This window comes from Kitasatospora sp. NPDC015120, assembly GCF_043080305.1.
Lineage (GTDB): Bacteria > Actinomycetota > Actinomycetes > Streptomycetales > Streptomycetaceae > Kitasatospora.
The window spans coordinates 43,452-69,648 of sequence record NZ_JBIBVJ010000016.1; the positions used below are offsets into that span (position 1 = coordinate 43,452).

The 26,197-nt window shown below is 77.0% G+C and carries 14 protein-coding genes; 10 read left to right on the plus strand and 4 right to left on the minus strand.

Features of this window, described 5'->3' with window-relative positions:
* Positions 1-89 precede the first annotated feature (89 nt).
* A complete protein-coding gene (locus tag ACF1AK_RS27990) occupies positions 90-608 on the plus strand; it encodes a DinB family protein (RefSeq protein WP_391501602.1) in 519 nt (172 codons plus the stop codon).
* Between the two features lie 698 nt (positions 609-1,306).
* Positions 1,307-3,880, plus strand: a complete 2,574-nt coding sequence (locus ACF1AK_RS27995) for a BTAD domain-containing putative transcriptional regulator (protein ID WP_391501603.1) — start codon at positions 1,307-1,309, stop codon at positions 3,878-3,880.
* A 1,317-nt stretch (positions 3,881-5,197) separates the two neighbouring features.
* Here ACF1AK_RS27995 and ACF1AK_RS28000 read toward each other — a convergent pair.
* On the minus strand, positions 5,198-6,166 hold the full coding sequence (locus tag ACF1AK_RS28000) for an EamA family transporter (RefSeq protein WP_391501604.1): 969 nt from the start codon (positions 6,164-6,166) through the stop codon (positions 5,198-5,200).
* 307 nt (positions 6,167-6,473) lie between these two features.
* Between ACF1AK_RS28000 and ACF1AK_RS28005 the strand changes: the two genes are divergently transcribed.
* The gene (locus tag ACF1AK_RS28005; RefSeq protein WP_391501605.1) at positions 6,474-6,974 is read left to right on the plus strand and encodes a hypothetical protein; all 501 of its coding nucleotides are present in this window, start codon (positions 6,474-6,476) and stop codon (positions 6,972-6,974) included.
* On the opposite strand, the gene ACF1AK_RS28010 is transcribed toward ACF1AK_RS28005, so the two are convergent.
* On the minus strand, positions 6,963-9,929 hold the full coding sequence (locus tag ACF1AK_RS28010; protein WP_391501606.1) for a BTAD domain-containing putative transcriptional regulator: 2,967 nt from the start codon (positions 9,927-9,929) through the stop codon (positions 6,963-6,965). The two genes, ACF1AK_RS28005 and ACF1AK_RS28010, sit on opposite strands and share 12 nt — an antisense overlap.
* A gap of 688 nt (positions 9,930-10,617) precedes the next feature.
* Between ACF1AK_RS28010 and ACF1AK_RS28015 the strand changes: the two genes are divergently transcribed.
* Positions 10,618-11,358 carry a hypothetical protein gene (locus ACF1AK_RS28015; RefSeq protein ID WP_391501607.1) on the plus strand — a complete coding sequence of 247 codons (741 nt, stop codon included), beginning with the start codon at positions 10,618-10,620 and terminating at the stop codon, positions 11,356-11,358.
* A gap of 952 nt (positions 11,359-12,310) precedes the next feature.
* Here the strand turns inward: ACF1AK_RS28015 and ACF1AK_RS28020 are convergent.
* Both ACF1AK_RS28020 and eccCa read right to left on the minus strand, forming a co-directional pair.
* Positions 12,311-15,223: a hypothetical protein gene (locus ACF1AK_RS28020; protein ID WP_391501608.1), complete on the minus strand. Its 2,913-nt coding sequence runs from the start codon at positions 15,221-15,223 to the stop codon at positions 12,311-12,313.
* Between the two features lie 126 nt (positions 15,224-15,349).
* Positions 15,350-19,462 carry a type VII secretion protein EccCa gene (eccCa, locus tag ACF1AK_RS28025; RefSeq protein WP_391501609.1) on the minus strand — a complete coding sequence of 1,371 codons (4,113 nt, stop codon included), beginning with the start codon at positions 19,460-19,462 and terminating at the stop codon, positions 15,350-15,352.
* Between the two features lie 202 nt (positions 19,463-19,664).
* Here eccCa and eccD point away from each other — a divergent pair, with 202 nt between their 5' ends.
* The 6 genes from eccD to ACF1AK_RS28055 all read left to right on the plus strand — a co-directional run bounded on the left by eccD (position 19,665) and on the right by ACF1AK_RS28055 (position 26,169).
* A complete protein-coding gene (eccD, locus tag ACF1AK_RS28030; RefSeq protein ID WP_391501610.1) occupies positions 19,665-21,038 on the plus strand; it encodes a type VII secretion integral membrane protein EccD in 1,374 nt (457 codons plus the stop codon).
* 63 nt (positions 21,039-21,101) lie between these two features.
* A complete protein-coding gene (gene eccB / locus ACF1AK_RS28035; protein WP_391501611.1) occupies positions 21,102-22,562 on the plus strand; it encodes a type VII secretion protein EccB in 1,461 nt (486 codons plus the stop codon).
* Positions 22,563-22,690: 128 nt separating this feature from the next.
* The gene (locus ACF1AK_RS28040) at positions 22,691-23,044 is read left to right on the plus strand and encodes a hypothetical protein (protein WP_391501612.1); all 354 of its coding nucleotides are present in this window, start codon (positions 22,691-22,693) and stop codon (positions 23,042-23,044) included.
* A 46-nt stretch (positions 23,045-23,090) separates the two neighbouring features.
* The gene (locus ACF1AK_RS28045; protein WP_391501613.1) at positions 23,091-23,396 is read left to right on the plus strand and encodes a hypothetical protein; all 306 of its coding nucleotides are present in this window, start codon (positions 23,091-23,093) and stop codon (positions 23,394-23,396) included.
* A 4-nt stretch (positions 23,397-23,400) separates the two neighbouring features.
* Complete coding sequence (locus ACF1AK_RS28050) at positions 23,401-23,817, plus strand: hypothetical protein (RefSeq protein WP_391501614.1); 417 nt, start codon at positions 23,401-23,403, stop codon at positions 23,815-23,817.
* A gap of 96 nt (positions 23,818-23,913) precedes the next feature.
* Positions 23,914-26,169, plus strand: a complete 2,256-nt coding sequence (locus ACF1AK_RS28055; RefSeq protein ID WP_391501615.1) for a hypothetical protein — start codon at positions 23,914-23,916, stop codon at positions 26,167-26,169.
* Positions 26,170-26,197: the final 28 nt, after the last annotated feature.

Sequence of the window (26,197 nt, forward strand, 5' to 3'; positions counted from 1 at the left end):
CGCGCCGGAGAAATCGACCGGCGCCGCGGCCGTGCGCCCTGGGAGACTGCTCACCGGATCGTTCGGACACGAGAGGGACGGGGAGCGGCATGGGGACGGACACGGGGGACGGGCGGGTCGCGCCACCGCTGACCGGCGGCGAGCGGGAGACGCTGCGGGCGTTCCTGGACTTCCACCGGGGGACGCTGGCGATGAAGTGCGCCGGGCTGACGGACGACCAGCTGCGGCTGGCGTCGAGCCCGCCGTCCACCTTGACGCTGCTCGGCCTGGTGCGCCACCTGGCGGAGGTCGAGCGGACGTGGTTCCGGCGGGTGATCAACGGCGAGGACATCCCGCTGCTCTGGTCCCCGGAGGGCGACTACCAGGCCGCGTACGACACGAGCGGCGCGGACCGGGCCGAGGCGTTCGCGGCCTGGGAGACGGAGGTCGCGCACGCCCGCCGGATCGAGCGGGAGGCGGAGTCGCTGGACGTCACCGGCTACCAGCCGCGCTGGCAGGCGGAGGTCTCGCTGCGGCTGGTGATGCTGCACCTGATCCACGAGTACGCGCGGCACAACGGGCACGCCGACTTCCTGCGCGAAGCCGTCGACGGCTCGGTCGGAGCTTGAGCCGCCGGGCGCCTCCGCCTCTCCTCGTTCCGGCGGTGGTTGTCGGTGGCCGCTGCGAGGATCACCGCCATGAACGCCGGGAGCGCCGGGAGCGCCGTCACCTGGACCGCCGACCTGCCCACCACGGTCGAGCTGGTCCGCACCCTGCACGACCTCGACGGCTGCTGGACCAGGGCGGACGTCGAGCGGCTGGTCGCGGCCAGGCCCGACTGGAGGATCCGCCGGGTCTTCGACGACCTCCTGGTCGTCGGCCTCCGGCTCCGGCTCCGGACTCGGCCCCGGCCGCATCACCGTCCGCCGCCTCACCCTCGGCCGCTCCCGGCACCTCGCCGGCCACGGCTTCTTCCGCGCCACGGGGCTCGGCCTGGAAACGTCCTGACCCGGCCCCGGCCGGTCGGCCCGCCGGGCGTGCGGCGCTTCCCTCTTCAGCCGGGTCGAGGTGGGTCGTCGGACCGGCCTTGGGGCGTCGTCGAGTCCGGCCTCCTCGGGGCCCGGCGGGCGGCCTGCCGCAGGGCACCCGGTCGGGCCGGTGCCGGAACGGCGCGCACGGGTGGCCGATGGGGCGACGGTGCGTCATGAGGCGCCGGTGGGTGGGCAGTTCGGGACAACGGGCGCTCACCAGGAAAGGTGTGGACCAATCCAGACATTCCCTATGCTCTCACCCTGATCGACTGATCGGAACGCGGTGGGGAGCGGCAGTGCGCATCAATCTGCTCGGACGGTTCGAGCTCCAGGACGACCACGGCAGGGCGCTGCCGCAACCCGGGCCGAAGCGGCGTGCGTTGATCGCCGCGCTCGCCCTGGAGCTCGGCCGGACCGTTCCGGCCGGGCGGCTGGCCGGCCTGCTCTGGGGCGGCGAGCCGCCGGCCGGCGCCCGGTCCGCGCTCCAGGGGCACGTCACCGGGGTGCGCCGTCTGCTCGCGGCCGCCGCCGACGGTGCGGCGCCCGCCGGGGCGATCCCCGAGGACCCGGACGGCCTCCACCTGCTCTCCCGGGGCGACGGCTACGCGCTGCTCGGGCACCCCGACGCCGTCGACGTGCACCGCTTCGCGCGGCTGTGCGCCGCCGTCGACCGCGGACCGCGCGCCGATGCCGCGGGCCTGCTGCGCACCGCGCTCGCCCTCTGGCGCGGCCCCGCCCTCGACGGCTGCGGCTCCGCCCGGCTGGCCGCCGAGGCCGGCCCGCGGCTGACCGCCGCCCGGTGGCGGGCCGTCGAACGGCTCGCCGTCGAAGCGCTCGTCCGGCCCGGCGCGGGCGACGGCTCAGTGCCGGACGCGGTGGCCGGGTTGACGGCGCTGCTGGCCGCCGAGCCGCACCGGAGGACCGCCGCCGTGCTGCTCGCCCGGTGCCTGGAGCGTGCCGGGCTGGAGGGCGAACTGCCGGGCGGGCCGGTGGCGTTCGTCGGCCGTGAGGGGGAACTCGCCCGCCTGGACGCGGCCGTGGACACCGCCGACGGCCGCCCCCTGCTGCTCACCGGCCCCGCGGGCGTCGGCAAGACCCGCCTCGCCCACGCCTGGGCGGACCGCCACGCCGAGCGCTTCCCCGACGGCCGGCACACCGTGGACCTCCACGGTGACGACGACACCGCCCCGCTCGCCCCCGCCGCCGCCCTGGCCGTGCTGCTGCGGGACCTCGGAGCGGACGACCTCCCCGGCGACACCGCCGAACGCACGGCCCTGCTGGGCACGTTGACCGCCGGACGCCGGCTGCTGCTCCTGCTCGACAACGCCGGCTCCGCCGAGCAGGTCGAGCCGCTGCTGCCCGGCCACCCCGAGGTGCTGGTACTGGTCACCGGCCGCGCCCGGCTCGCCGCCGGCCTGGTCGCCCGGCAGGGCGCCGTCCCGCTGCCGCTCGGCGCCCTGGCCCCGGCCGAGGCGGCCGGCCTGCTCGCCGCGACGGCCGGAGCCGGGCGGATCGCCCGGGAACCGGAGGCCGCCGCCCGGCTGGCCGCGCTCGGCGACCAACGTCCGCTCGCGGTGGGGGTGGTGGGCGCCCGGCTCGCGGCCGCAGGCGGGAGCCTCGCCGCGCTGGCGGCGGAGCTGGAACGGGAGCGCCGGGCGGGCCACGACGGCGTGGCGGCGGCCCTGCGGGTCGCCCGGCGGGCCCTGCCGCCGGAGGCCGCGAGGGTCCTGGCGCTGACCGGCCTGCTGCCGGGGCCGGGCATCGACGCGGGGGACGCCGGCGCGCTGGGGGAGCTGTCGGCGCCCCGGGCGCGCGAGGTGCTCACGGCGCTCGTGGCCGCCCGGCTGGTGGAGGAGGCCGGGCCGGAGCGGTTCGTGCGGCCGGGGCCGGTGCGCCGGTACGCGGCCGAACTCGCCGACGGGCTCCCGGCCGTGGAGCGGACCGCAGCGCTGCGCCGGTTGCTGGACGCGTGGGCGGACACCGCCGAGGCCGCCTCCCGAGGGCAGGGCGCAGCGGGGGACCGGTCCGGTGCGGCGGGCTGGTTCCGCCGGGTGCGGCCCGCCCTGCCCGCCCTGGTCGGGGCCGGTGCCGCGAACGGCCTCGACGCCGGGGTCTGGCGGCTCGCCCACGGCTGCGGGCCGCTGCACTACCAGGACGGCGCCCACCCGGACGGGTGGGAGGAACTCGCCCGGGCGGGCCTGGCCGCGGCCGAACGCCTCGGGGACCGGACCGCCGGACTGCGGCTGCGCACCGATCTCGGCCTCGCCCTGGTCTCCCGCAAGCGTTTCACCGAGGCCGCCGCGGTCGCCGAACGGGCCGTCGCGGACGCCGCGGACGTCGAGGACACCGCCGTCCGCGACCGCTGCCTCACCGCACTCGCCGGCACCCTCGCCGCGGCCGGCCGCAACTACGACGCCATCGCCGTGCTGGAACGCGTGGTCGCCTCCCGCGAGGCCGCCGGCGACGGGCCGGCGACCGCCCGCGCCCTGGACCACCTCGCCCACTGCCTGCACCGGGCGGGCGAGGCGGAGCGCGGTCTCGCCCACACCGACCGCGCCCTCGGCCTGGTCCGCGACCACCCCGGCGACCCGCTCCAGGGCACCCTCCGCTTCAGCCGTGCCGAGGCCCTGCGGCTCCTCGGCCGGGTGGAGGAGGCGCTCACCGTCTCGCGCGAGGCCCTCGCCGTCGCCGAGGAGCACGGCGACACCCGGCTCGCCGTCCTCGCCCTCGACTTCAACGGAACCGTCCTCGCCGAGCTCGGCCGCCCCGGAGCAGCTGCCGACTGCCGGCGGCGCGCCCTCGCCCTGCGCACCGCGCAGGGCCGCACCGACCCGGCGCGGGCGCGCCGCCTCGCCGCGCTGGAGCCGTGAGGGGAGCAGCACGTGCGGTGGTGGCCGGCGCCGTGGGCCACGGCTGCCGGTGGCGGGGGACGCCGGTGCCCGCACTCCACGGCCTCGCCGCCCGGGAAACGCTGCTGACGCTCCTGCGGGCCGGGCGGGCCGGGCGGGCCGAGCGGGCCGGTTTCCGGGCCGTCGGCACCGGCCCCCTGACGGGCAGCGTCGCGCCGACGACCTGGAGTCCGCGGTCCGGCGCGCGCTCGCGGCGCCGGACGGCCGGACCGTTCTGCAGGCGGTCGAGGCCGGCGCGGCCATGGAGTTCCCGTCCGGCTTCCGGAGGCCGGGCCCCGGCATGCTCGTCCCGGTCGACGGCGCCGCCGCCGAGGAACGGCTCGGAGTCACCCCGCCCGAGGAGCTCAGAGCCCTCCCGGCCGGGCCGGACGGATGGGGGGCGGAGTCCGCCGTCGGCTGCGAACTCGGCTGCCTGGAGCATCCGGCCCCGGTCGACCCGAGCCTGCGGAGTGCCGCGTGGTGGCGCGCGGCGACGACGGCGATCGTCACCCCGCCCGGCCGGATCGCCTTGGGCGGCAACGGAGGTGACTCCTGCGTCGTCGACCTGGCGCCCGGACCCGGGGGCGGGCGAGTGCTTGACGGAGCTGGTCGTGAGCCGTCTTGGGAGCGGTGTCCGGGGCGTTGGCCGGGGTCGGGGGCGGACGCGAGCCGGCCGGTCTCGCGTCCGCCGCGCACCCCGACGTGGAGGTGGTGCGAATCCACGGCGGTGGCCGGGCGGGGGCACGCCCCTTGGTGCGCGGGGACGACGTCTCGGCAGCTGCGGGGGGTGACTCCTGCGTCGTCGACCTAGCGCCCGGACCCGGGGGCGGGCGAGTGCCTGACGGAGCTGGTCGTGAGCCGTCTTGGGAGCGGTGTCCGGGCTGGTGGCGTGTGGGAGCCGGCGTCGGCCTCGGTTGTGGCCCGGATCGGTGGCGGACGCGAGCCGGCCGGTCTCGCGTCCGCCGCGGAGGATCGGGGGTCGTGGCTCCGGCCGACGCCGTACTCGTGTGGTGGGGAGCGCCCGCTGACTACCCGTACCACCGTGGAGGGGCGAAGGGTGGCGCGCGGCGTGGTCGGTGGCGGACGCGAGCCGGCCGGTCTCGCGTCCGCCGGTTGGCTGCGGAGGGTGCGCGTCCTTGTCGCGGACCCGCCGGGGTGGTTCCGGTGGGGCTGTCCGTCGCCTGTGCCGATCGGGGTCGTGGCTCCGCCGGCGCCGTCCTCGTGCTGTGGGAGCGCCTGCTCACCACCGCACCGCCGTCGAGGGGCGTCTCGGCGCCGCGGGGGCCGGCGGCTGCTCGGTCAGCGGCGGCGGGGCACGGTGAGGAGGGCGAGGGCCAGGGCGAGGACAGCGAGGCCGGCCCAGGAGGCGGTGGTGAGGCGTTCGCCGAGGGCGGTGACGCCGAGGACGGCGGCGACCGCGGGTTCGGCCAGGGTCAGGGTGGTGGCCGTCTGGGCGGAGGTGTGGCGCAGGCCCCGGCCGAACAGGCGGTAGGCGAGGAAGGTGGTCACCACGCCCAGGTGCAGCACCACGAGTGCGCCGCGCGGGGTGGCGGCCCAGCGGGGATCGCCGGTCAGGAGCACGGGCAGCACCAGCACGGCGGCCGCGCCGAACATCGCCCCCATCACCCCGGCCGACGGATGGCCGTGGGCGATCAGCCGGCCGCCGACCAGCGAGTAGACCGCGTAGGAGAGACCGGCGAGGGCCGCCAGCAGGACGCCGGGGAGGTCCATCGCGGCGCTGTCGCCGCCGAGTTGCGGGCCGAGGACCAGCAGGGTGCAGCCGAGCACGGCGGTCGAGGTCGCGCACGCCCAGCGGGCGGTGGGCCGGGGGCCGCCGGTGAACCGGGCCAGCAGGCCGGTGAAGACCGGGGCGCTGCCCAGGGCGATCACGGTGGCCACCGCCACGCCCGTCCGGGCCACGGCGGGGTAGAAGGTGAGCGGGTACCCGGCCACGGCCAGCGCGCCCAGGAGCAGCTGCCGCCGTTCGCGGGGCGTGCACGCCCTGGGCAGGGAGCGGGCGGTGCGGTCGGACAGCAGGAGCAGCAGTCCGCCGAGGGCCAGTCCGGCGCAGCCGATGGCGGCCGCCGGGGCGCCGGCGGGGGCGAGGGAACCGGCCGTGCCGGTGGTGCCCCAGAGCACGGCGGCGGCGAGGACGGGCAGCGGACCGGCGAGGGCGCCGGGACGGCGGGCCGGTGCGGGCGTGGCGGGTGCGGCGGGGGTGGTGCGGGAGCCGCCCGTGGGTGCGGGCGTGGAGGTGCGGTTCGGCACAGTCGTGGACTTCCGTTGTCGAATTCCGGGGTTCCGGCAGGCGGACTGGATTCGGAACGGGCGCACGACACGGATCCCCGGCGCCCTTGCGGGCCGGCCGGGGTCGCGGGTTCAGGCGTGCCGGTGTGTGCGCCCGGTCAGGCGGACAGCGGTGGCAGCACGACGTGCCAGTACGAGCTCATGCGGCGATGCTACCGTCCGCGCCGTCCCGGCCCGCGACCGGTGGTGAACGCGGGGCGGGGCGTCAGCCGTACTCGTCACCGTGACGGTGATGACCACAGGGCGAGGTGCTGGCAAGCTGGCGGCCATGGCGGAAACGGTGGGTGAGGCAGCGGTCCGGCACCTGGTCGCGGGGTGGCTCGCGGCCGAGCCGGCCGAGCACGAGGACGGCAGGCCCGGCGGCGGCACGCCCGGCGGCGGGTGGGCGGTGCCGCCGGCCGACGGAGCGGTGGTGATCGCGGCCGCCCGGCGGCTGGCCGTGGACGGCCTGGGGCGGCGCGGCCCGCGCACGGTGGTCCCGGACGGGCTGCGCAGGATCGCCGAGGCGCTGGTGGTCGACGAGCACCCCTCGGCGGCGCGGTGGACGGCGCTGGAGCGGGCGCAGGCGGTGGAGTGGGTGGCGCTCCTGCTGCACCGCTTCGGCGAGGACGGCGTGGCGATGCTGACCGCGGACCTGCTGCGGGAGACCGGGGCGGAGTCCGGGGCTCCGGACGCGGCTTGGGGCGGGGCTCCGACCGTGGCTTCGGCCGGGACGGAGTCCGCGGCGGCGGACCGGGAGGCGGAGCCCGGAGCGCCCTCAGCCCGCTAACGTCGCCAGCCGCTCGTCCAGCTCGCGGACGACCGCGGTGTCGCCGAGGCGCCCGTACAGCCCGCGGGCCGCGCGCAGCGTGCCGACGGCCTCCGGGGCGCGGCCGGCCGCCAGCAGGAAGTCGGCGAAGTGCCGTTCGGCGACGGCGTGCAGATGGACGGCCCCGGCGAGGCGGCAGCGCTCCAGGGTCTGCCGCCAGGCCTGTTCCGCCTCGGCGGACCGGCCGAGCAGCTGGAGGGCGTGTGCCTCGTTGATCATCGCGGAGAGGTGGAAGACGGCCATCGGGTGTTCGGCGAGCAGCGCGCGGGCCTCCCGGGCGCGCCGCAGCGCCTGCGCCGGCTCGCCCGCGAGGCCGTACAGGCCCGCGGTGTTGCTGAGTGCGTAGGGGGCGTGCTCGGCATGGCCGCGCGCCTCGGCGAGGGCGATCGCCTGCTCGCCCAGCCGGACCGCCTCGGCCGGCCGCCCGCCGGCCGCCGTGGTCACCGCCAGCACGGTGAGGGCCTGCACCCGGACGGTGTCGTCGGTCCCGGAGGTGCGGTCGACCGCGCGCCGGGCCAGCCGGTGCGCCTCCGCCGTCCGGCCCCGGCCGCTCAGGGCGCGGGCCGTGACGGCCTCCATCGCGGCGACGGCCGCCGGGTCGCCGGTGCGGCCGGCGGCGTGGAGCCCGGTGTGCAGGCAGGCCAGCCGGTCCGTGTGCCGGCCGACGCTGTAGTAGAGGCCGTCGGCGCGGTAGGCGAGCTGCCAGGCGCGGTGGGGGTCGCCGGTCTCGTCGGTGGCGGCGACCAGGCCCCGGACGGCGGGCTCCTCGGCCTGGAACCAGTCCAGGGTCGAGCGGACGGTGGGGAAGCGGGGCCGGGTGCCGGGGCCGGTGCGGCGGCCGGGGGCGGGCTGGAGCAGGGCGGCGCCGTGGGCCACCGCGGCGAGGTAGTGGTCGGCCAGGGCGGCGGTGGCGGCGGTCCGCTCCGCCACGGGCCGGGCGTCGAGGAGTTCGGCGCCGTACAGCCGGACCAGATCGCAGCGGCGGTAGCGGCCGGGGGCGATCTCGGTGAGCAGGTGGTGCGCGGCGAGTGCGGCGAGCGCGCCGCCGGCCTCGGCGGGGTCGGCGCCGAGCAGCGCGGCGGCCGCCGGGACGTCGGTCTCCGCGCCCGGGTGGACGGCGAGCAGGGCCAGCAGATGGGCGGCGGTCCCGGGGAGGTGTCGCAGCGTCAGGTCGAGTGCGGCGCGGATGCTGGTGCTGCCCCGCGTCTCCAGGGCCCGCAACCGGGTGCGCTCGTCGGCGAGTTCGGGCACCAGGTCGCCGATCGCCCAGGCCGGGCGGCTCGCCAGCCGGGCGGCGGCGATCCGCAGGGTGAGCGGCAGCCGGCCGCACAGCTCGGCCAGCCGGTCGGCGGCCTCGGGCTCGGCGGCCACCCGGGCGTCGCCGAGCAGGTGCTCCAGCAGGCGGTGGGCGTCCTGGGCGGGAAGCGGGCCGAGCCGCAGCGGGGCGGCGCCCTCGGTGACCACCAGGTCCTCCAGACTGCTGCGGCTGGTGACCAGGGTCGCGCCGTGGGGGCCGGAGGGCAGCAGGTCGGCGAGGTCCCGGGCGTCGCGGACGTTGTCCAGCACCACCAGCAGGCGGCGGTGGCGGGTGAGTGACCGGTAGAGCGCGGCGCGGGCCGCCCGCTCCCCGGGCAGCTCGGCCTCCGGCACCCCGAGGGCGCGCAGGAACCGGGCGAGCGCGGCGGCGGGGTCGACGGGGCGGCCGGGGCCGAAGCCGTTGAGGTCGGCGAAGAGCCGTCCGTCGGGGAAGGCGGCGGCCGCGCCGTGTGCCCACTGCACGGCGGTGGCGGTCTTCCCGGCGCCGGGCGGGCCGACCAGGACGCCGACGCGTCCACCGGAGTCGCCTCCGCCCGTCAGCTGCGCGTCGAGGTGCCGGAGTTCGGCGTGACGGCCGACGAATCCGGAGGCCGGGCGGGGGAGTTGATCGGGTGCGGGTGCGGGTGCGGGCTTCGGGCGGGGGGTGGCCGGCGGCGGCACGGATGCGGCGGTGGCACGCGGGAGTTGCCCGCCCTGGCTCGTCGCTCCCCGGGTGGCCGCCGGGCGGAGGCCGGGCTTGCAGCTCGGGAACGGGATCGGCGTCGACGTCGGGCGTGTGGAGCGCGGGGCGGTCGCGGAGGTGCTGTCCGGCCGGGGGAGGCCGATGATGCTGGTGGGCGCGGCGGCCGGGCGGCGGGCCGGATCGTCGGCGAGGAGGCCGGACACCGCCGACCGCAGGGCGGCTCCCGGGCCGACACCGAGATCGGCGGCGAGCCGGCGGCGGGTCCGGTGATAGGTGTTCAGGGCGTCCCAGGGGCGGCCGGCCTGGCTCAGGCAGAGCACCAGCAGGGCGGCGAGCGGCTCGTTCCACGGCTCCGCCTCCAGCGCGTGGTCGAGTTCGGACACCGCCTCCGCGCCCTGCCCGAGCCGGAGCAGCCGCTCGGCCCAGGCCTCCAGCGCCAGCGCCCGGTCCTTGCGGAGGCGGTCGGCGAGCGCATCGCGCAGGTCAGTCTCGGGCAGGTCGGCGAGTGCGGCGGGACCGTGCCACAGGTCGAGCGCCCGGCGCAGCAGCCCGGCCGCCGCCTCGTCACCGGCGGGCGTGCTCTCCGCCGCGGCCCGGGCCACCAGGTGAGCGAACAGCAGCGAGTCCACCGCGTGGTCCGGGCCGTCCAGCCGGTAGCCGGGCGGACGGGTCGACAGGACGAGGTCCGAGCCGGCGATCAGCTTGCGCAGCGCGGCGATGTGGCCCTGCAGCGCCGCCCGGGCCCGGGCGGGGGGAGTGTCCCCCCAGAGCAGTTCGAAGAACCGCCCGACCGGGACGGTCCGGCCGAGTTCGAGCGCCAGCAGGGCGAGGGTGGCGCGCCGCTTGGCGGCGGCGGGCTCGACGGACCGGCCGTCGGCGGTCCGCAGTTCCACCGGGCCCAGCAGCCGAACGAACACGGATTCTCCCAGGTGAGAGCGGGTGGACGAGGGTCTCCGTCCCTGTGCGGGGCGCAGTCTAGCCACGCTGAAAGTGCGGTTTGTGACGCTCGGTGCACGGTTTCGGGAAGGGTGGGGATCGGACCGTCAGGGGGTTGACGGGAGCCGGTCCGTCGTCCCCGCGGCGGCGGGTCGGCGGCGGTCCTCGTGGTCGGGGACGGCGTGCCGGGGGGCCGGGGTTGCGGCCCCGGGTGCCGGGCCACGGCCGGGCGGGTGTGTTCCGGGTGCAAACCAGGCCGGGCCCGGACCGGGAGTCCGCCGGGCGGGGAACCCCTGTGGCGGGTGTGACAGGTGGTGCGGGCGGCCTCGCGGTGGACGGGCGGGTTCCGGCCTGGGACCGGAGTCCCAACCGGGGACGGCCGTTCGGTGCCGGGTGCCTGCCCGGCGGGTCGGGAGGTGTGCGCGATGGGGAGGGCCGGCCTGCCCGAAGGGGAAACCGGCGCGCGGAGCGCCGTGGCCGCTCGCCCCGGGCCGGCGGGCCGGACGGGAACGACCCGTGCCCGGAGTTCAACGGCCGGGGCGCGGCCGCCGGTTCACCGGGGGGTCCGGCCGCCGACGACCTGTGAACCCGGGCCTCCGGATGCGCCGTCGACCAGGGTGGCGGGGCTGTGGCGGTTCCGCGGGGCTTCGAACGCCGGGAAGGGCGATCATGCTGCGAATGAACGGGCCGCTGCGGATCACGGTCCTCGACAAGGACGCCTACTACGAGCAGCGCGTGGTGGTGCACACCCCGTACGGCACCTTCGTGCTGGAGGGGCGGATCGGGGCCTCCCTGGACGTGCGGGCGGAGGAGTGGGAGCTGGAGCTCCAGCACTGCGTCCCCGGCGTCGGCTGGCGGCCCAACGTCCGCGTGCTGCCGTACCCGTGGCAGACCTCGCGGAGCGGCGCGCGCAGCCGGATCGTGCGCAGCAAGGACTGCGACTGGCCGAACGGCGATCCGACCGAGCGCAACCTGATCCTGCGGCTGTCCGGAACGGTCGCCGACCGCACAGGCGAGTCGGCGGCCCCCGCGGAGGGGCCGGCGCCGGGTACGCGCGGGGAGACGCGGACCAGTTCCGCTCCGGACTTCGGCGCGGTGGGGGGCCTGGCCCCGGCGGTGCCGACGCACGGCGTGACTGCGCTCCCCGGCGTCCCCGCACAGGCCGGGCGCCCGGTGGCGGGCGGGGGCGAGGTGCCGGCCGTGGCCGCCGGTCACCACGTGAGCGTCGCCCCGGCGGTGCCGAGGGCCTGCGCGAACGTCCAGCCCCAGCAGGCCCGGGTGACGATGGGCCGGGTACTGCCGGCCGAACCGGCGGCACCCGTGGCCGCCACGCCCGCCGTCCCGGCGGTGGCGGCGGGCCCGGTCGCCCCGGTGGTGCCGGGTTCCGAGGCGTGGGCGGTCGGGCGGTAGGTCAGGGTGGGGGGGGCTGGCCGGGGCCGCTGGCCGCCGGACCAGCCGCCCTCGGTTGTGATGGCTTGTGAGGCGTGGTCGGTTGGCCGGTCGGGGGGCTGGCGGTGCGGCTGGCCGCCATGCGCGCTCCTGGTGGTGGCGGGCCCGGTCGCGTTGATGTGAGGCTTGGCCGGTAGGCCGGTCGGTCGGGGTGGGGAGCTGGCCGGTACCGCTGGCCGCCACGCCCGCCCTTCTGGTGGCGGTGGCGGGCCCGGTCGCGTTGATGTGAGGCCTGGCCGGTTGGCTGGTCGCTCGGAGTGGGGGCGCTGGCCGGTGCCGCTGGCCGCTGGGCCAGCCGTCCTGGGGGCGGTGGCGGGCCTGGTCGCCCCTGGTGGTGACGGCTTCTGAGGCTTGGTTGGTTGGGCGGTGCGGCCCGCCGCCATGCCGACCGTCCCGACGGTGGCGGTCGGCCCGGTCGCCACGGTGGCCGCGTCGGTGGCGACGGCCTCCGGGGGGCGGTCGGCCGGTAGGGCGAGGTGGCCGGAGCCTGCCGGGGTTCGGCGGTAGTGGCCGTGGGTCGTCGGCCGTTGACGGCTGGGCAGCGCTCGCCGTGCGGGTGATGTCGGCCGGTGGGTGTGGCTCGATGTCGTGTTGCCTGGTGGTGAGGGGTGGTGAGGGGTGGTGAGGGGCGGATGGTGGCCCCTCTCGGCGCCGGAGGCCGTCACACGGGCCCGGTGGGCTGTCGCCGGTCGAGGGGCGTGGGAGCGCGGGCCTCAGACGGATGGGGTGGTCGGGGCAGCATGACGGTGACCGGGTCGGTGGCCGCGCCGGTGGCGACGGCTTCCGGGGCGCGGGTGGTCGGCCGGTAGGGCGAGGTGGCCGGGGCCTGCCGGCCAGCGCTCGCCGTGTGGGGTGATGTGGGCCAGGGGCTGTGGCTCGATGTCGCGTCGGGGCGATCCGGGGCCGGAGGGTGTCACTGCGGGTCGGAGTCTCCGGTCGGCCCGGGGGTGGTGAGGGCCAGGCCCGGGGTGAGGTGGAAGCGGCCGGGGGAGTCCGTGCGGGGGCGTTCGGCCGGGGGCATGGCGGCGCGGCGTTCCAGCCAGGCGCGGAGGCGGGAGAGGGCGCTGCGGTTGCGTTCGGACGGGTCGCCGCCCGATTCGCGCAGGAGGACGCAGGGCGGACGGTCGTCGCCGGAGGGGACCACACCGACCACGGTGAACGCGGTTCCCGGGGGGAAGACGGCCTGGGGCGGGCTGTCGGTGGAGTCGAACACGGAGGTGCGTCGGCCGGTCGCCGACCAGATGAGGAACTCGACCGAGGAGCCGGGGAGTTCGGAGCCCGGGGCGGTCAGGCCGGCCAGTGGTGCGGGTTCGCGGAACTGGCGGCCGGTGGGGTAGTGGGAGAGGACCGACTCGGGGTCCAGCGCCGCGTCGGCCCCGAGCAGGACGGCACCGTGGTGGCTCGGGAGGCGGCGCAGCCCGGCGCCGAGGCAGCGCAGGAACGGTTGCAGGGCCGGGTCGCCGGACCGTGCGGCGGCGACGAGGCCGGCGCGTGTGGCGGGGACGCCGGTGTCGGTGTGGTGGAGCAGGACGGCGGCCAGATCGGGCTTGAAGTCGTCCTGGGAGGTGGAACGCAGCCCGGGGAGCCGGGTGGCGAGGTGTTCGAGGCGCCCGGTGCAGCGGTGGTAGTGGTCGCCGAGCAGGGTGCGGACGGCGTCGCGTTCGTCGGCGCCGGCCGCGGTCACCGGTGCCGGGCAGTCGTCGGGGCCGAACAGACGGGCGCTCGGGGAGGGGGCCGGCGAAGGCGGGGGAGGGGACGGGGACGGGGACGGAAGCGGCTCGGGCTCCTCGGCGGGCTCGACCGGAGGGGCCGGGGGAGCCGGGGAAGCCGGAGGGACCTCCGGGGTGCGCAGGGGGCGGGAATCACCGCCGGCGGTGGCGACAGCGGCGGCGGCAGGCGCGGCAGCAGGGGCGGTCGCGGGTGCCCGACGGGGGGCCGGGGTGGCACCGGCGGTGCTGCCGGTGGCGGGGGCGGCGGTGGCCCGGACGGGCGTGGGCAGCGGGACCGGCCGCGGTGCGGGCTCGGGCTCGGGCTGGGGCTCGGGGACGGCGGGCACCTGGTGGCGCACCGGCGGTCCGGCCTCGGCCTCCGGCACGGGCGGGACCCGGTGCGGGGCCGGGAGTTCGGTGCGCGCCTCGGTGCGCGCCTCGGGGAGGGCGGCCGGAGCGGGGCGCGCGGGGGCGGGGCGTGTCGGGGCGACGGTCGGCCGGCCGATGCCGTACGACACGGCGGCCACGGCGGGCGGCCCGTTCAGCGGCTGTTCGGCGCCGAGCCACTCCAGCTCGTGCATCCGCGCGACGAAGCGGCCGACGCGTTCGGCGGCGGGCTCCAGCAGCCCGTGCACCAGCAGGCCGAAGCCCTCGGCGCCGGCCGCCGGGAGCCGGTCGAGCAGGGCACCGAGTTCCTCGAAGGCGTCGGCCGGCACCGGGCGGTCGCGCTCGCCGACGATCAGCAGCGGGCGGGCCGCCTCGGGGCGCCGGAAACGCGGGGTGAGCACGTGCGGGGGTTCGGGGCGCAGCCAGAGTCCGGCGGGGACGGCCTCCAGCGCCCAGTACGGGAACGCCCGGAAGACGGCCGGCCCGTCGGTCCGCCAGTCGGCGCCGCCGTTGCGCCAGGCGGCGGGGCTGGTGGGGGCACCGGGGGCGGTGGCCAGGCGCAGCAGGAACGGCTCCCAGCCGGCCCGGCCGTCGCGGTCCAGGACCCGCGAGGTGGGCCCGCCGGGGCCGAGCACCGGCAGGCCGATGGCGGCCTGCACCGGCCGGGCCGTGCGGGCGGCCAGTGCGCCGCTGAGCGCGGCGAGTTGGTCGGGGGCCGCCCAGGGGGCGCTGACCAGGGGGCGGTCGGTGCCGAGCGGCAGGGCGAGCACGGCCTCGGTGAAGTCCTCGGGCAGCAGGACCGGCCGGGCCGGGGTGCCGATGAGGACCACGGCGTTGCCGGGCGGCGCGGCGGCCAGCCGGAGACCGGGCAGCGGCGCGGTGGAGGGGTCGGCCGGGTCGGTGAGCCAGAACCCGGCGGGCAGCCGCAGGACCCGCACGGCCTCGGCCCGGCCCCTGGCGGCGGCCGCGGAGAGCGGAGCGGGAGCGGAGAGCGGAGCGGGAGCGGAGAGCGGAGCGGGCGTGGAGGCCACGGAGGCCGGGGCGGGGCCGGACGGCGCCTCGACCGGGGCGGCGGTGCCCAGGGTGCTGTGCAGCCGGCGGGGCGCCTGGCCCGCCTCGCACCGCCACCACGAGGACGCCTCGACCGCGCCCGCCGGGTCGGTGACCCTGAGGTTGCCGGCCGGGGTGATCTCCACCAGGCCGTCCGGGGCGACGACCGGCACGCCCGCGCGCTCGGCGACCACCTCGGCGGGCCGCCGGCCGTTGGGCGCGAGGGCGGCCAGTCCGGAGGCGGCGAGCACCAGGTGGGCGGCGCCGCGGGCGCGGGCGATCACCCCGAGGTCGGCCATCCGGTCGCGCAGCACCTTGGCCGAGTCGGGCGCTGCGGCGACCACGACGACGGCGTCCGGGACGGGCCGCAGGGCGCCGATCGCCGCGGTCAGCTCGTCCTCGCGGGCGGTGGACGCCGCGATCACGAAGTGGGGCCCGACCGCGCGGAGCACCGACGGGCCCGGGCCCGTCGCGACGACCGGTGCGGTGCCGGACCCGGTGCCGGACCCGGCGGCCGGCAGCGCGGACCGGGCCGCTTCGGGGGCGGGCGCCGGCACCTCGGCGGGCGCGGGCCCGGCGGGCAGCGCGTGCTGCGGCCCGCGCCGGAATCCGAAGCGGCGGCGGGGCTCGGCCGGGGGCGCGGGCTCGCCGGAGCGCGCGCCGGTGCGGGAGAGGCTCATCGTCCTGGACTACGGCCCCCGCCGCGCCCCCGGTTCACCACCCGCCGAACCACCCGCCGAACCACCCGCCGGGCCACCGGTCGAACCCCCGTCGCAGCACCCGCCGACCCCCCGCCCGCGCGGCCGTCAGGCACCCGCCGCCCCGGCGGCCTCCGGCTCCGCCCCGGCGTCCGGCTCGGGCTCCGGCTCCGGCATCAGCCCGGTCTGCACCTGCACCGTCCGGCGCCGGGTGACGTGCAGGCCGCGGCCGGGCGGCAGCACGCGGGGTTTGACGCTGCCGAACAGCGTGCCCTCGCTGGGCGGGCAGGACAGCAGGGTGATCGGCGTGTTGACGTCCTGGAGCCGGCGCAGCAGCTGGTCGCTGTAGGACCGGCCGATGCCGTTCGCCGAGCGGGCGACGATCAGGTGCAGGCCGAGCTCGGTGCCCTGCGCCAGGTGTTCGAGGAGCGGGCCGAACGGGCCGGGGCCCGCCGCGCCGGGAACGAGGTCGTAGTCATCGACCACGACGAACAGCTCCGGCCCGGTCCACCAGTCGCGCAGCCGCATCCTGGCCGGGCTGATCTCCTCGCCGGGCAGCCGGGCCTCCATGGCGCGGGCCGCGCCGGTGACGACCTGCCGCAGCACGTCCACCGAGACGGCGTAGCCGAGCCGGTACTCCTCCGGGACGCTCTCGTAGAGGCCGCGCCGGAAGTCGACGAGCATGATCCGGGCCTGCGCGGGGGTGTAGGCGGAGGTGATCCCGGCGATCAGCAGGCGCAGCAGGTTGGTCTTGCCGCTCTCGCTGTCGCCGACCACCAGCAGGTGGGGCGACTCCTCGAAGTCGTGCCAGAGCGGCGCGATCGCGGTGTCCTCCAGGCCGAGGGCGACCCGCAGCCGGCCCTCGGGCGCGGGCAGCGAGGCGGCGTCCAGCAGCAGCGGCAGCATCCGCACCTCGGGCGCGCGCGGGCCGCTCCAGTGCTCGTTGACGGCGTCGACGAGGTCGGCGATGCCGTCGGCGAGGTCGTCGACGCCGCCCTGCCCGTCGATCCGGGGGAGGGCGCCGAGGAAGTGCAGCCGCTCCTTGGTGAGGCCGCGGCCGGGGCTGTGCGGGACGGTCTCGGCGGCGCGCATGTTGATCATGGAGTCGATGGGGTCGCCCAGGCGCAGCTCGAAGCGGGTGCCGAACTGGTCGCGCACACCGGCGGTGATCTCGCCCCAGCGGGCCGCCGAGACGACGAGGTGCACGCCGTAGTTGAGGCCGCGGGCGGCGATCGGGGCCAGCGCGGCCACCAGCTCCATGAACTCCTGGCGCAGGGTGCCCCAGCCGTCGATGACCAGGAAGACGTCGCCGTGGCGGTCGTCGGCGAGCTCCGGGTCTCCGGCGGCCCTGCGGCGGCGGAAGGTCGCCATCGAGTCGACGCCGAGCTGTGCGAAGCGCACCTCGCGGCGCGCGATGATGCCGTTCACCTCGGCGACGGTGCGGCCGATCCGCTCCGGGTCGTGGCGCCCGGTGACGCCGCCGACGTGCGGCAGCCCGCGCAGCGAGGAGAGCGTGCCGCCGCCGAAGTCCAGGCAGTAGAACTGGACCTCCTGCGGTGTGTGGGTGAGCGCCAGGGCGGTGATCAGGGTCCGCAACAGGGTGCTCTTCCCGCTCTGCGGGCCGCCCGCGACGCCGACGTGACCGCCGGCGGCCGACAGGTCGGCGGTGAGCAGTTCGCGCATCTGCTGGAACGGGCGGTCCACCACGCCCACCGGGACGGTCAGCGTGCCGACGGCCGGGCGGCCGTCGGGCGCCAGGCCGTGCCGGGGCCCGGGGGTGAGCGGCGGCAGCAGCTCGTCCAGGGTGGGCGGGGTGTCCAGCGGCGGCAGCCAGACCCGGTGGGCGGGCGGACCGGCGTCGAGCATCCGCGCGGCGGCCAGGTCCAGCAGGTTCGGGGCGTCCTCCTCGGCGGCCTCCCGGGCCTCCTCGGCGGCCAGCACCTCCGGGTCGGGATCGCGCGGCGCGACGTACTCGGTCGTGTACGCGACGATCTGACCGGCCACGGCCGCCTGCTGGACGGCGCCCCGCCGGCGGCGGTAGGGGCCGGAGACGTAGGCGGCCTTGAAGCGGGTGAGCGTGGCGATGTCGCTGCGCAGGATGCCGTTGCCGGGCTGGGAGGGCAGCTGGTAGGCGTCGGGCACGCCGAGCACGCCGCGGCTCTCCATGGCGGAGAAGGTGCGCAGGCCGATCCGGTAGGAGAGGTGGGACTCCAGCGCGTGCATCCGGCCCTCGTCCAGGCGCTGCGAGGCGAGCAGCAGGTGCACCCCCAGCGAGCGGCCGAGCCGGCCGATCATGATGAACAGCTCCATGAAGTCGCGGTGCGCGGAGAGCAGTTCGCTGAACTCGTCGACCACGACGAAGAGCGTCGGCAGCGGGTCGAGCTGGGCGCCGCCGGCCCGGGCCGTCTCGTAGTCCAGCAGCGAGCTGTAGGTGCCGGCCGAGCGCAGCAGCTCCTGGCGGCGGTTCAGCTCGCCGTGCAGGGCGTCGCGCATCCGGTCGACCAGGGCGGCCTCGTCGGCGAGGTTGGTGATCACCGCGGAGGTGTGCGGGAGCGCGTCCAGTCCGAGGAAGGTGGCGCCGCCCTTGAAGTCGACCAGGACGAAGTTGAGCGTCTCCGAGGAGTGGGTGAGCGCGAGCGCCAGCACCAGCGTGCGCAGCAGTTCGGACTTCCCGGAGCCGGTGGCGCCGATCAGCATGCCGTGCGGGCCCATGCCGCCCTGCGCGGACTCCTTGATGTCGAGTTCCACCGGCTTGCCGTCCGCGCCGACGCCGATCGGCACCCGCAGCCGCCGCCCGCGCGGACGCTCGGCCCAGCTGCGGGCGATGTCGTGCTGGTACAGGTCGTTGACGCCCAGCAGCGAGGTCAGGTCGAAGTCGGTGCTGAGCGGCTCCGAGACGTCCATCGCGTCGCCGAGCCGGTACGGGGCGAGCGTGGTCGCGTAGCGGCGGGCGGCCGGGGCGCTCAGGGCGTCCGGGCGGCCGAGCGGGGTGATCTCGTCGCGCCGGTTGCGGTCGGCGGTGACGAGGTCCAGCCGGTCGCCGGTGATCCGCAGCCGCATCCGGAACGGCGCGTGCTTCCACTCCACCGCCCCGGAGACGTCCAGCAGCACGGCGTTGCGGTAGCCGGCCAGCAGGGCGCGGCTGCCGCCGGGCAGCTTCACGCCGTCCAGCACGATCACGGTGAACGGCTCGTCCCTGCCGGGCTGGGTCTCCGGTTCGAAGGGCGGGCGGTCGGAGAACTCCGGGCCCAGCACCTGCTCCAGCTCCAGCAGCGAGTCGGCGACCAGGCGCACCGGGCCGGCGCCGTCCGTCTCGGTGGGGTGCAGGGCGTGCGGCAGCCACTTCAGCCAGGTCCACTCCTCGCGCAGCCCGGGGGCGACGGCGGCCGCGACGCGCAGTTCGTCGGGGGCGTGGAAGAACGCGAGCTGGGCGATCATCGCCCGGGCCAGCGCGCGGGCCGGGCCGGGGTCGGCGGCCTCGGCGGGCTCCGCCCCGGCGGGCGCGGGCGCGGCGAGGAGGTCCCCGCCGTCCGCCGGGCCGGTCTCCGGCGCGGGGTGCTCGCAGCGCAGCAGGATGTGCGCGTAGCCGCGCACGTGGACGGCGATCGGCTGGTCGGCGATCGAGCCGTAGGCGTGGATGAAGCGGCGCAGCGCGTGCGCGCACAGCGGTTCCAGGTCCTCGACCGGCTGGGTGGACAGCGGGGCCAGCTTGACCGCGAGGCGCTGGGCGCCGGTGGCGATCCGCACGTCGCCGAAGTCCGGGTGCGCCGCCCGCCGCTCCCACAGCCGCGAGGTCCGCACCAGCGTGCCGAGCGCGTCCGGCGCGGGGTGGCGCCAGGCGAGCGCCAGCCGCTGGTTCACGATGTGGCGGCGGACCTGACGGCGCACCTGGGAGAGGTAGCGCAGGTAGTCGCGGCGTTCGCCGCGCAGCTGCCGCTTGCGGTCGCTGGCGCCGCGGATCAGCTGGGTCACCAGCATGCCGACGGCCGACAGGCCCATCATGCCCATCGCCACGTAGGTGAGCGGCCCGCCGCCGGACTGCGGGTTGAGGAAGATCATCACCATCGAGAGCGAGCTCAGCGCCATCGGCGCCATGGCGATCATGTTGGACATGCCGCTCTGCTGTTCCGGGAGCACCGGCGGCTCCTGCAACTGCAGCTCGCCGTCCGGCATCGCCGGTCCGGGGCGCCGGGGCGGACGATCGACCAGGACCACGCTCAAGGGGGCTCTCCTCTCGCGGCGCCGCCGCCGGCGCCGGTGGCGGCGGGCCCGACGGCTCGGGTCGCACCGCACTCGGGCCTACGGCCCGCGGGACCCCGGTGGTTCACCGCGCCCCGGGGGGCGGGTGAACCGACCGCACGCCGCCGGCCGTACCTGTGGGACGGGAGAACCGGCAGGCCGATTCCACGGGAGGACGCGACAGGTGAGCACCACCACGGCGGCGACAGGACTGGTGCGGCTGAGGTTCCGCGCCCCCGGCGCCGCCTTCGAACTCGCCCTGCCCGGCGACGTCGTCCTCGCCGACCTGCTGCCGGCCGTCCTCGGCTACGCCGGTCCCGAGGTCGCGGAGAGCGGCACCGAGCACTCTGGCTGGGTCCTCCAGCGCCTGGGGGCCGCCCCCCTCGACGAGGAACGGACCCTTGAGGAGCTCGGGCTGACCGACGGTGAGGAGCTGTTCCTGCGCCCCGGCCGCGCGGCGCTGCCCGAGGTGCACTTCGACGACCTGGTGGACGGCGTGCGCAGCGGCACCGCCGCCCGGGGCGACTCCTGGCGGCCCGCCGCCACCCGCCGCCTCGCGCTCGCCCTCGCCGTCGCCACGCTGGCCGGCGGCCTGCTGTTGCTCGCCCTGCCCGGCCCGGAGGGCCCGCGCTGCGCCGCGGCGGCGGTCGTCGCGGTGCTGCTGCTGGCCGGGGGGACGGCGGCGGCCCGGCTGCTCGACGACTCGACGGCGGGCACGGCGCTGGCCGCCGCCGGTGTGCTCCACGCGGCGGCCGCCGCCGCGCTGGTCCCCGGTGTCACCGGCCCGGCCCGGCTGCTCGCGGGCGGTTCGGCGGCGGTCGGCGCCACGGTGCTGGCGCTGGCGCTGGTCGGCTCCGGCCCGTTCTTCGCCGGGCTCCTGGTGACGTCCTCGCTCGCCCTCGGCGCCGGGGCGCTCGCCGCCTCCGGGTCGCCGACGACCCGCATCGCGGCGGCGGTGGCCGCCGTCGCGGTGCTGTTCGGCGCGTTCGTGCCCGGCCTGGCGTTCAAGCTGGCCGGGCTGCGGCTGCCCGCGCTGCCCCGCAACGCCGACGAGCTCCAGGAGGAGATCGAGCCGTTCCCGGCCGAGGACGTGCTCGCCCGCAGCCTGGTCGCGGACAGCTTCCTGGCCGGGTTCTTCATCGCGGTCGGCACCGCCTGCGCGGTCACCCTCGCCCTGCTGGCACTGGCCCGGGACGGCGGCTGGGGCCCGACGGTGATGGCCGCCGACCTCTCGGTGCTGCTGCTGTTGCACGCCCGCGACATCGGCGGGCTGCGCCAGCGGCTCGCCCTGCTGCTGCCGGGCGCGACCGGCCTCGCCCTGCTGGTCGCACGCGCCGGCTGGGACGCCGCGCCGGGTGCGCGGCTGGTCGTCTTCGCGGTGATGCTCGCCGCCGCGACCGGGCTCTGCGTGGCGGCGTGGACGGTCCCCGGCCGCCGGCTGCTGCCCTACTGGGGCCGCGCCGGGGACCTGCTGCACTCGCTCGCCGCGCTCGCCCTGCTGCCGCTCGCGCTCCAGGTGTTCGGCTTCTACGCGACGATGCGCGGTCTGGCGGGCTGAGCCGGCCGCAGCCCCGTTCCCGTCCCGCCGCACCGGGCACCCGTACCGAGGAGGACCACCACCATGCAGTCCCGACGCGATCAGGTGCAGGCCCATCTGTTCGTGATGAGCCGGGTCGCCGCCGGCGTCCTGCGCGCCGAGCCGGACGCCCCCGACACCCCCGTCGGCCGGACCAACCGCGGCGCCGCGATCGGGCTGGCCGTCGCCCTGCTGATCGGCGCCGGGGCCGGTGTCTACGGCCTGATCAAGCCGGGCGGCGCGAGCGGCTGGAAGCAGTCCGGCACCCTCGTGGTGGTCAAGGAGAGCGGCGCCCGCTACGTCTACGCCCAGGGCCTGCTGCACCCCGTGCTCAACGAGGCCAGCGCCCGGCTGCTCGCCGGCGGCCAGCTGAAGGTGGACCAGGTGTCGGCCCGCTCGCTCGACGGCGCCCCGCGCGGCACCCCGGTCGGCATCGTCGGCGCGCCCGACGGCCTGCCCGCGGCCGCCGCCGCGGCCGGCGCCGACTGGCTGCTCTGCACGATCCGCGCCACCAGCGCCGGCTCCGCGGCGGCCAGGCCCGCGCCGCAGCTCTCGGTCGCGATCGGCACCGGCCGGACCGGCCGCCCGGCCGGCGACCAGGGCGTCCTGGTGAGCGGCCCGGACGGCGGCGTCCACCTGCTCTGGCACGGCCGCCGGTTCACGGCGGACGCGGCGGGCGGCGCGGTGCGGGCGCTCGGCTGGTCCGCCGCGGTGCCCGCCCCGGTCACCGCCGCCTTCCTGGCCGCCTTCCCGGCCGGGCCGGAACTGCGCGCCCCGGACGTGCCGGGCCGGGGCAAGGACGGTCCGGCGCTCTCCGGCCGGCCCACCCGGGTCGGCCAGCTGTTCACCGGCACCGGCGAGGAGCGGTACCTGCTCGCGGAACAGGGCCTGGTGGCCCTCAGCGCCACCCAGTTCGCCCTGCTGCAGGGCGATCCCCGGACCCAGCAGGAGGCCTACGGCAACGGCCAGGTGACACCCGGTCCGGTCGGTGCGGCCGACCTCGCCGCGCACACCGCACCGGCCTCCGCCGCGGCGGCCTTCGCCCCCGAGGGCCTGCCCGGCCGCCCGCCGACGCTGCTGGCGCCCCGGTCCGAGCAGGCCCTGTGCGCGGCGCTGCGCCCGGCCTCCGACGGCGGGGACCTGGACGTGTCCGTGCTGGACGCCGCGCCCGTCCTCGGCCTGCCGCCGGTGCTGCAGCCCGGCGTGCTGCCCAGCTGCACCCCGGCGGACCGGATCGCGGTGCGCCCGGGCGGCGGTGCCCTGGTCCGGGCGGTGTCCGGCGCGGGCTTCGGCAGCACGCTGTACCTGGTCACCGACACCGGCGTGAAGTACCCGCTCGCCTCGCCGGCGGTCGCCGAACGGCTCGGCTACGCCAAGGCGGCGCCGACGGCGGTGCCCGGGCGGGTGCTGTCGCTGCTGCCCACCGGGCCCAGTCTCGACCCGGCGCCGCTGGCGGGCGGCATCGTGCAGCCCCCGGTCACCGGCGAGGGGCGCTGCACGCGCTGAGCCGCGGCGGCTGCGCCGGGGTGAACCACCCGGCGCAGCCGTCCCGTTCACCCTGGCGGGCCGGTCCGACCGGCTCGTGGCGAATCGCGCCGGCCGGGACCGGCCGGCGGCACCGAGGAGGTACTCACGTGGTCCAGCAGACGACGGTCAGCCAGCAGGCCCTTCAGGACGTCAGGACCCAGGTCGAGGCGAAGTACGAGGCGATGAAGGCCACCGCCATGTACATCGAGGACATCAACACGGCGATCCGGGACAGCTTCGAGGGCGCGGCCAGCACCACCTTCCAGAACAACATCAACGCCTGGCTGGAGCAGTACGCGGCGGTCAGCCGTGACTACGACGCCTTCCACGGCAAGTTCGGCGACACCAGCCAGATCTTCACCGCGACCGGCGACCACACCCTGAACGTCGCGACCCACAGCCTCGGCGGCGGGGCCGGCGGCCCCGCGGACTACGTCGAGGGCGTCCTGAACCCGAAGTGACCCCGCCGTCCGCCGAACCGACCGCCTGAACCGAAGGGACCCCGCCATGTCCGAGCACATGTCACTGCACTACGCCGGCGTCGACACCGCGATCAACGACCTCGACGCCCACTCCAAGACCATGCACGCCCAGATGGAGGACCTCAAGGAGTACCTCCGGAGCAAGATCGGCGTCGAGCTCATCGGTGCGTTCTCGATCGCTGCGGGCACCCTCGCGACGACGCTGGAGGCCTCCGACAAGTCGATGACCGCCAAGATCGAGAACGCCAGGGTCGCGCTCACCGAGATCCGTGACGCGATCCACGACGCGGACATGCGGGCCAGCACCCACTTCGACCACGTCAAGGGCTGACGCCGTGGCGGACGACGAAGGCGAGAAGGGCGGCGGCGACGGCGGCACCGTCAAGATCACCGACGGCTTCCTCGCGACGTTCCCGGAGAAGACCATCAAGATCTTCCTCAGGGATGTCCTGACGTCGGTGCCGGTGCGGGAGCTGCGGGCCTACGCCGACGGCAGCGCGCCGTTCCTGGTCGGCAACAACTCCGGGAACTTCACCGCCCCGGGCACCCTGGCCACCGCGCTCAAGGCGTACGACGACTCGATCGCGAAGATGCTGGCGACGATCATCGAGCAGTTCGACACCCTGATCGTCGACCTCTCGCTCGCCGACCGCTACCTGAACAACGCACTGGACGAGTCCCTGGACTACGCGCAGTTCATGAAGGTGGCGAACCGGACCCTGACCTCGGGTTCCGGCACCGGCACCAAGTAACCCGGCGGGAACCCCCGCCACCACCGCGGAGCCGGTCCGGGCATCGGGCCGGCCCCGCGCCACGCCAGGTCGGGCACGGCCGTGAGAGGGGATGCCATGGTGTACATCTGGGAGGACGCGCTCACCTTCCTGGGCTCGTCGGCGGACAAGGCTCCGACCAAGCGCGGGGACGTGGTCGACGACGAGAAGCCGTGGCTCAACACCGACGTCCGCAAGCAGGTGGTCCACGCGGGCTGGCAGGGCGTCCAGGGCGACGGCACCGACCTGAAGCTCGACAGCTGGGTGGCCTGGTACTTCACCTACACCGAGGGCACCAGCTCGACGGTGAAGCACGGCAGCTACGTCGTCGGCACCAGCGTGCAGTACCCGAACCTCGACGGCCCGGGGGCCAAGTTCGCGGGGTGGACGGCCAGCCGCAAGCCGCTGGAGCAGTTCATCGACGGCTCGGTCAAGGCCAACGACCGGCTCGACCCGGCCGTCTTCACCAGGGCGGCCGACACCCTCAAGAACTTCAGCTCCTTCCTCGACGGCTGGATCGCCGCGATCGGGACCGAGTGGGTCAAGGGCATCGGGGAGGAGGACGGCGACTGGCAGGGCAGCGCGGCGAACGCCATGCGGACCCTGCTGCTGGCGTTCCGCAACGAGATGGACGCCGACAACCGGATGATCCGCCTGGCCGCTGTGGACGAACACCTGCGCCCGATGGACCAGGGCGTCAAGACCTGGATCACGCAGCTGTGGGAGGGCTTCAAGGGCTGGTGGGGATCGCCCCTGGCCTGGCCGACGAACGCGGTCACCGCGGCGCTGATGGAGGGGCTCAAGGGCGCGACGCTGAAGATCGAGAGGTCGACCGACCGGAACCCGGTCTGGCACAGCAAGGAGGATCCCTTCAAGGGCGACGCCGACGCCTACGGCAAGATCGAGGGCGGAGGCGTGCTCGCCTCCCTGTCGATCACCGTGACCGGGGCGCCGTTCGGCGATCCCAAGTCGGTCGACTTCTGGAAGCAGGTCGACAAGCGGGCCCGGCAGATCTGGCTCGCCAACGTGGTGAAGTGGCTGGACACCGAGGCCGAGCGGGCGCTGACCGGGCTCACCATGTCCTACACGGCCATCGGCAACGCCGCCCGGCCGCTGAAGCCGTTCCCGCTGATGATGCCCGACCCCAAGGCCCCCGAGGACCCGACCAAGGATCCCACCAAGGACGGGGGCAAGGACGACACCGACAAGACCATCGACGAGCTGAACAAGAAGATCAACGAGTTCGGCACCGGCGGCGGCGGGGGCGGCAAGGACGGCGGCCCCAGCATCAAGGACATCACCGGTGGCGGGAGCGGCGGCAGCGGGAACCTGCCGAACCTCGGCCTCGGCGAGGGCGGCAGCGGGTCCGGCGGCAGCGGGAGCACGCCGAACCTCAACCTGGGCAGCGGTGGCAGCGGGTCCGGCGGCAGCGGGAGCACGCCGAACCTCAATCTGGGCAGCGGCGGCAGCGGATCCGGCGGCAGCGGGAGCACGCCCAACCTCAACCTGGGCAGCGGCGGCAGCGGCAGCACGCCGAACCTCGGCCTCGGCGAGGGCGGCAGCGGCCCCAACCTGATCGGCAACCCGTTCCCCGGCCTCAACTCCGGTCCGCTGCAGGACAGCCTCCTCCCCGGCAGTCCCGGGTCGAACCGGCCGGTGGTCGTGCCCCCCAGCTCGGTGATCACCAAGGACGGCCGGATCGTCGACGAGAGCGGCAACCCCGTCCTGGACTCCGCCGGCAACCCGATGGTGGCCGGCCCCGGCTACACCATCGGCCCGGACGGCGTCCTGCGCGACGGCAACGGCAACACCGTCTCGCAGTACCGGCAGCTGCTCGCCGACCGCTACTCCGCCGCCGGAATCGACGGCAGCGGCAGCGGCGACGACCTGCTGACGCCCAATGAGTTCGGCACCGGCGGCTTCTCCTACAACACCATGGGCCTCGGCTCCGGCAGCTCCGGCGGCGCGGGTCCGCTCGGCCTCGGCGGCAGCCCGATGATCACCGGCATGGGCGGCGGCCTCAGCAACCGCGCGCTGGCCGCCGGCGGCGACCCGTCCCTCACCAAGGCCGCCGTCGACCAGGCCAACGCCGAGCGCGCCGCCGCCGAGCGGGCCGCCCGCGCCGCGGCCCAGGAGCAGGCCGCCCTGACCGGCCGGCAGACGCCCACCACCTCCAGCGGGATGCCGCCGATGATGCCGCCGGGCGCCGGCATGGGCGGCGCGGGCGCCGGCGCGGGCGGCGAGAAGGACCGCCGCCGCACCACCTGGCTGGCGGAGGACGAAGAGGTGTGGGGCACCCAGACCGGTGCCGTCGAAGGCGTCATCGGGCGCTGAGCGCCGTGGCAGACGAGAGGACGAACAG

Excerpts from the sequence above, each read along its gene's own strand:
- ACF1AK_RS27990 (WP_391501602.1), top strand. The coding sequence starts at position 90 with ATGGGGACGGACACGGGGGACGGGCGGGTCGCGCCACCGCTGACCGGC.
- ACF1AK_RS28005 (WP_391501605.1), top strand. The coding sequence starts at position 6,474 with ATGGCGGAAACGGTGGGTGAGGCAGCGGTCCGGCACCTGGTCGCGGGG.
- ACF1AK_RS28015 (WP_391501607.1), top strand. The coding sequence starts at position 10,618 with ATGCTGCGAATGAACGGGCCGCTGCGGATCACGGTCCTCGACAAGGAC.
- ACF1AK_RS28020 (WP_391501608.1), bottom strand. The coding sequence starts at position 15,223 with ATGAGCCTCTCCCGCACCGGCGCGCGCTCCGGCGAGCCCGCGCCCCCG.
- eccB (WP_391501611.1), top strand. The coding sequence starts at position 21,102 with ATGCAGTCCCGACGCGATCAGGTGCAGGCCCATCTGTTCGTGATGAGC.
- ACF1AK_RS28045 (WP_391501613.1), top strand. The coding sequence starts at position 23,091 with ATGTCCGAGCACATGTCACTGCACTACGCCGGCGTCGACACCGCGATC.
- ACF1AK_RS28055 (WP_391501615.1), top strand. The coding sequence starts at position 23,914 with ATGGTGTACATCTGGGAGGACGCGCTCACCTTCCTGGGCTCGTCGGCG.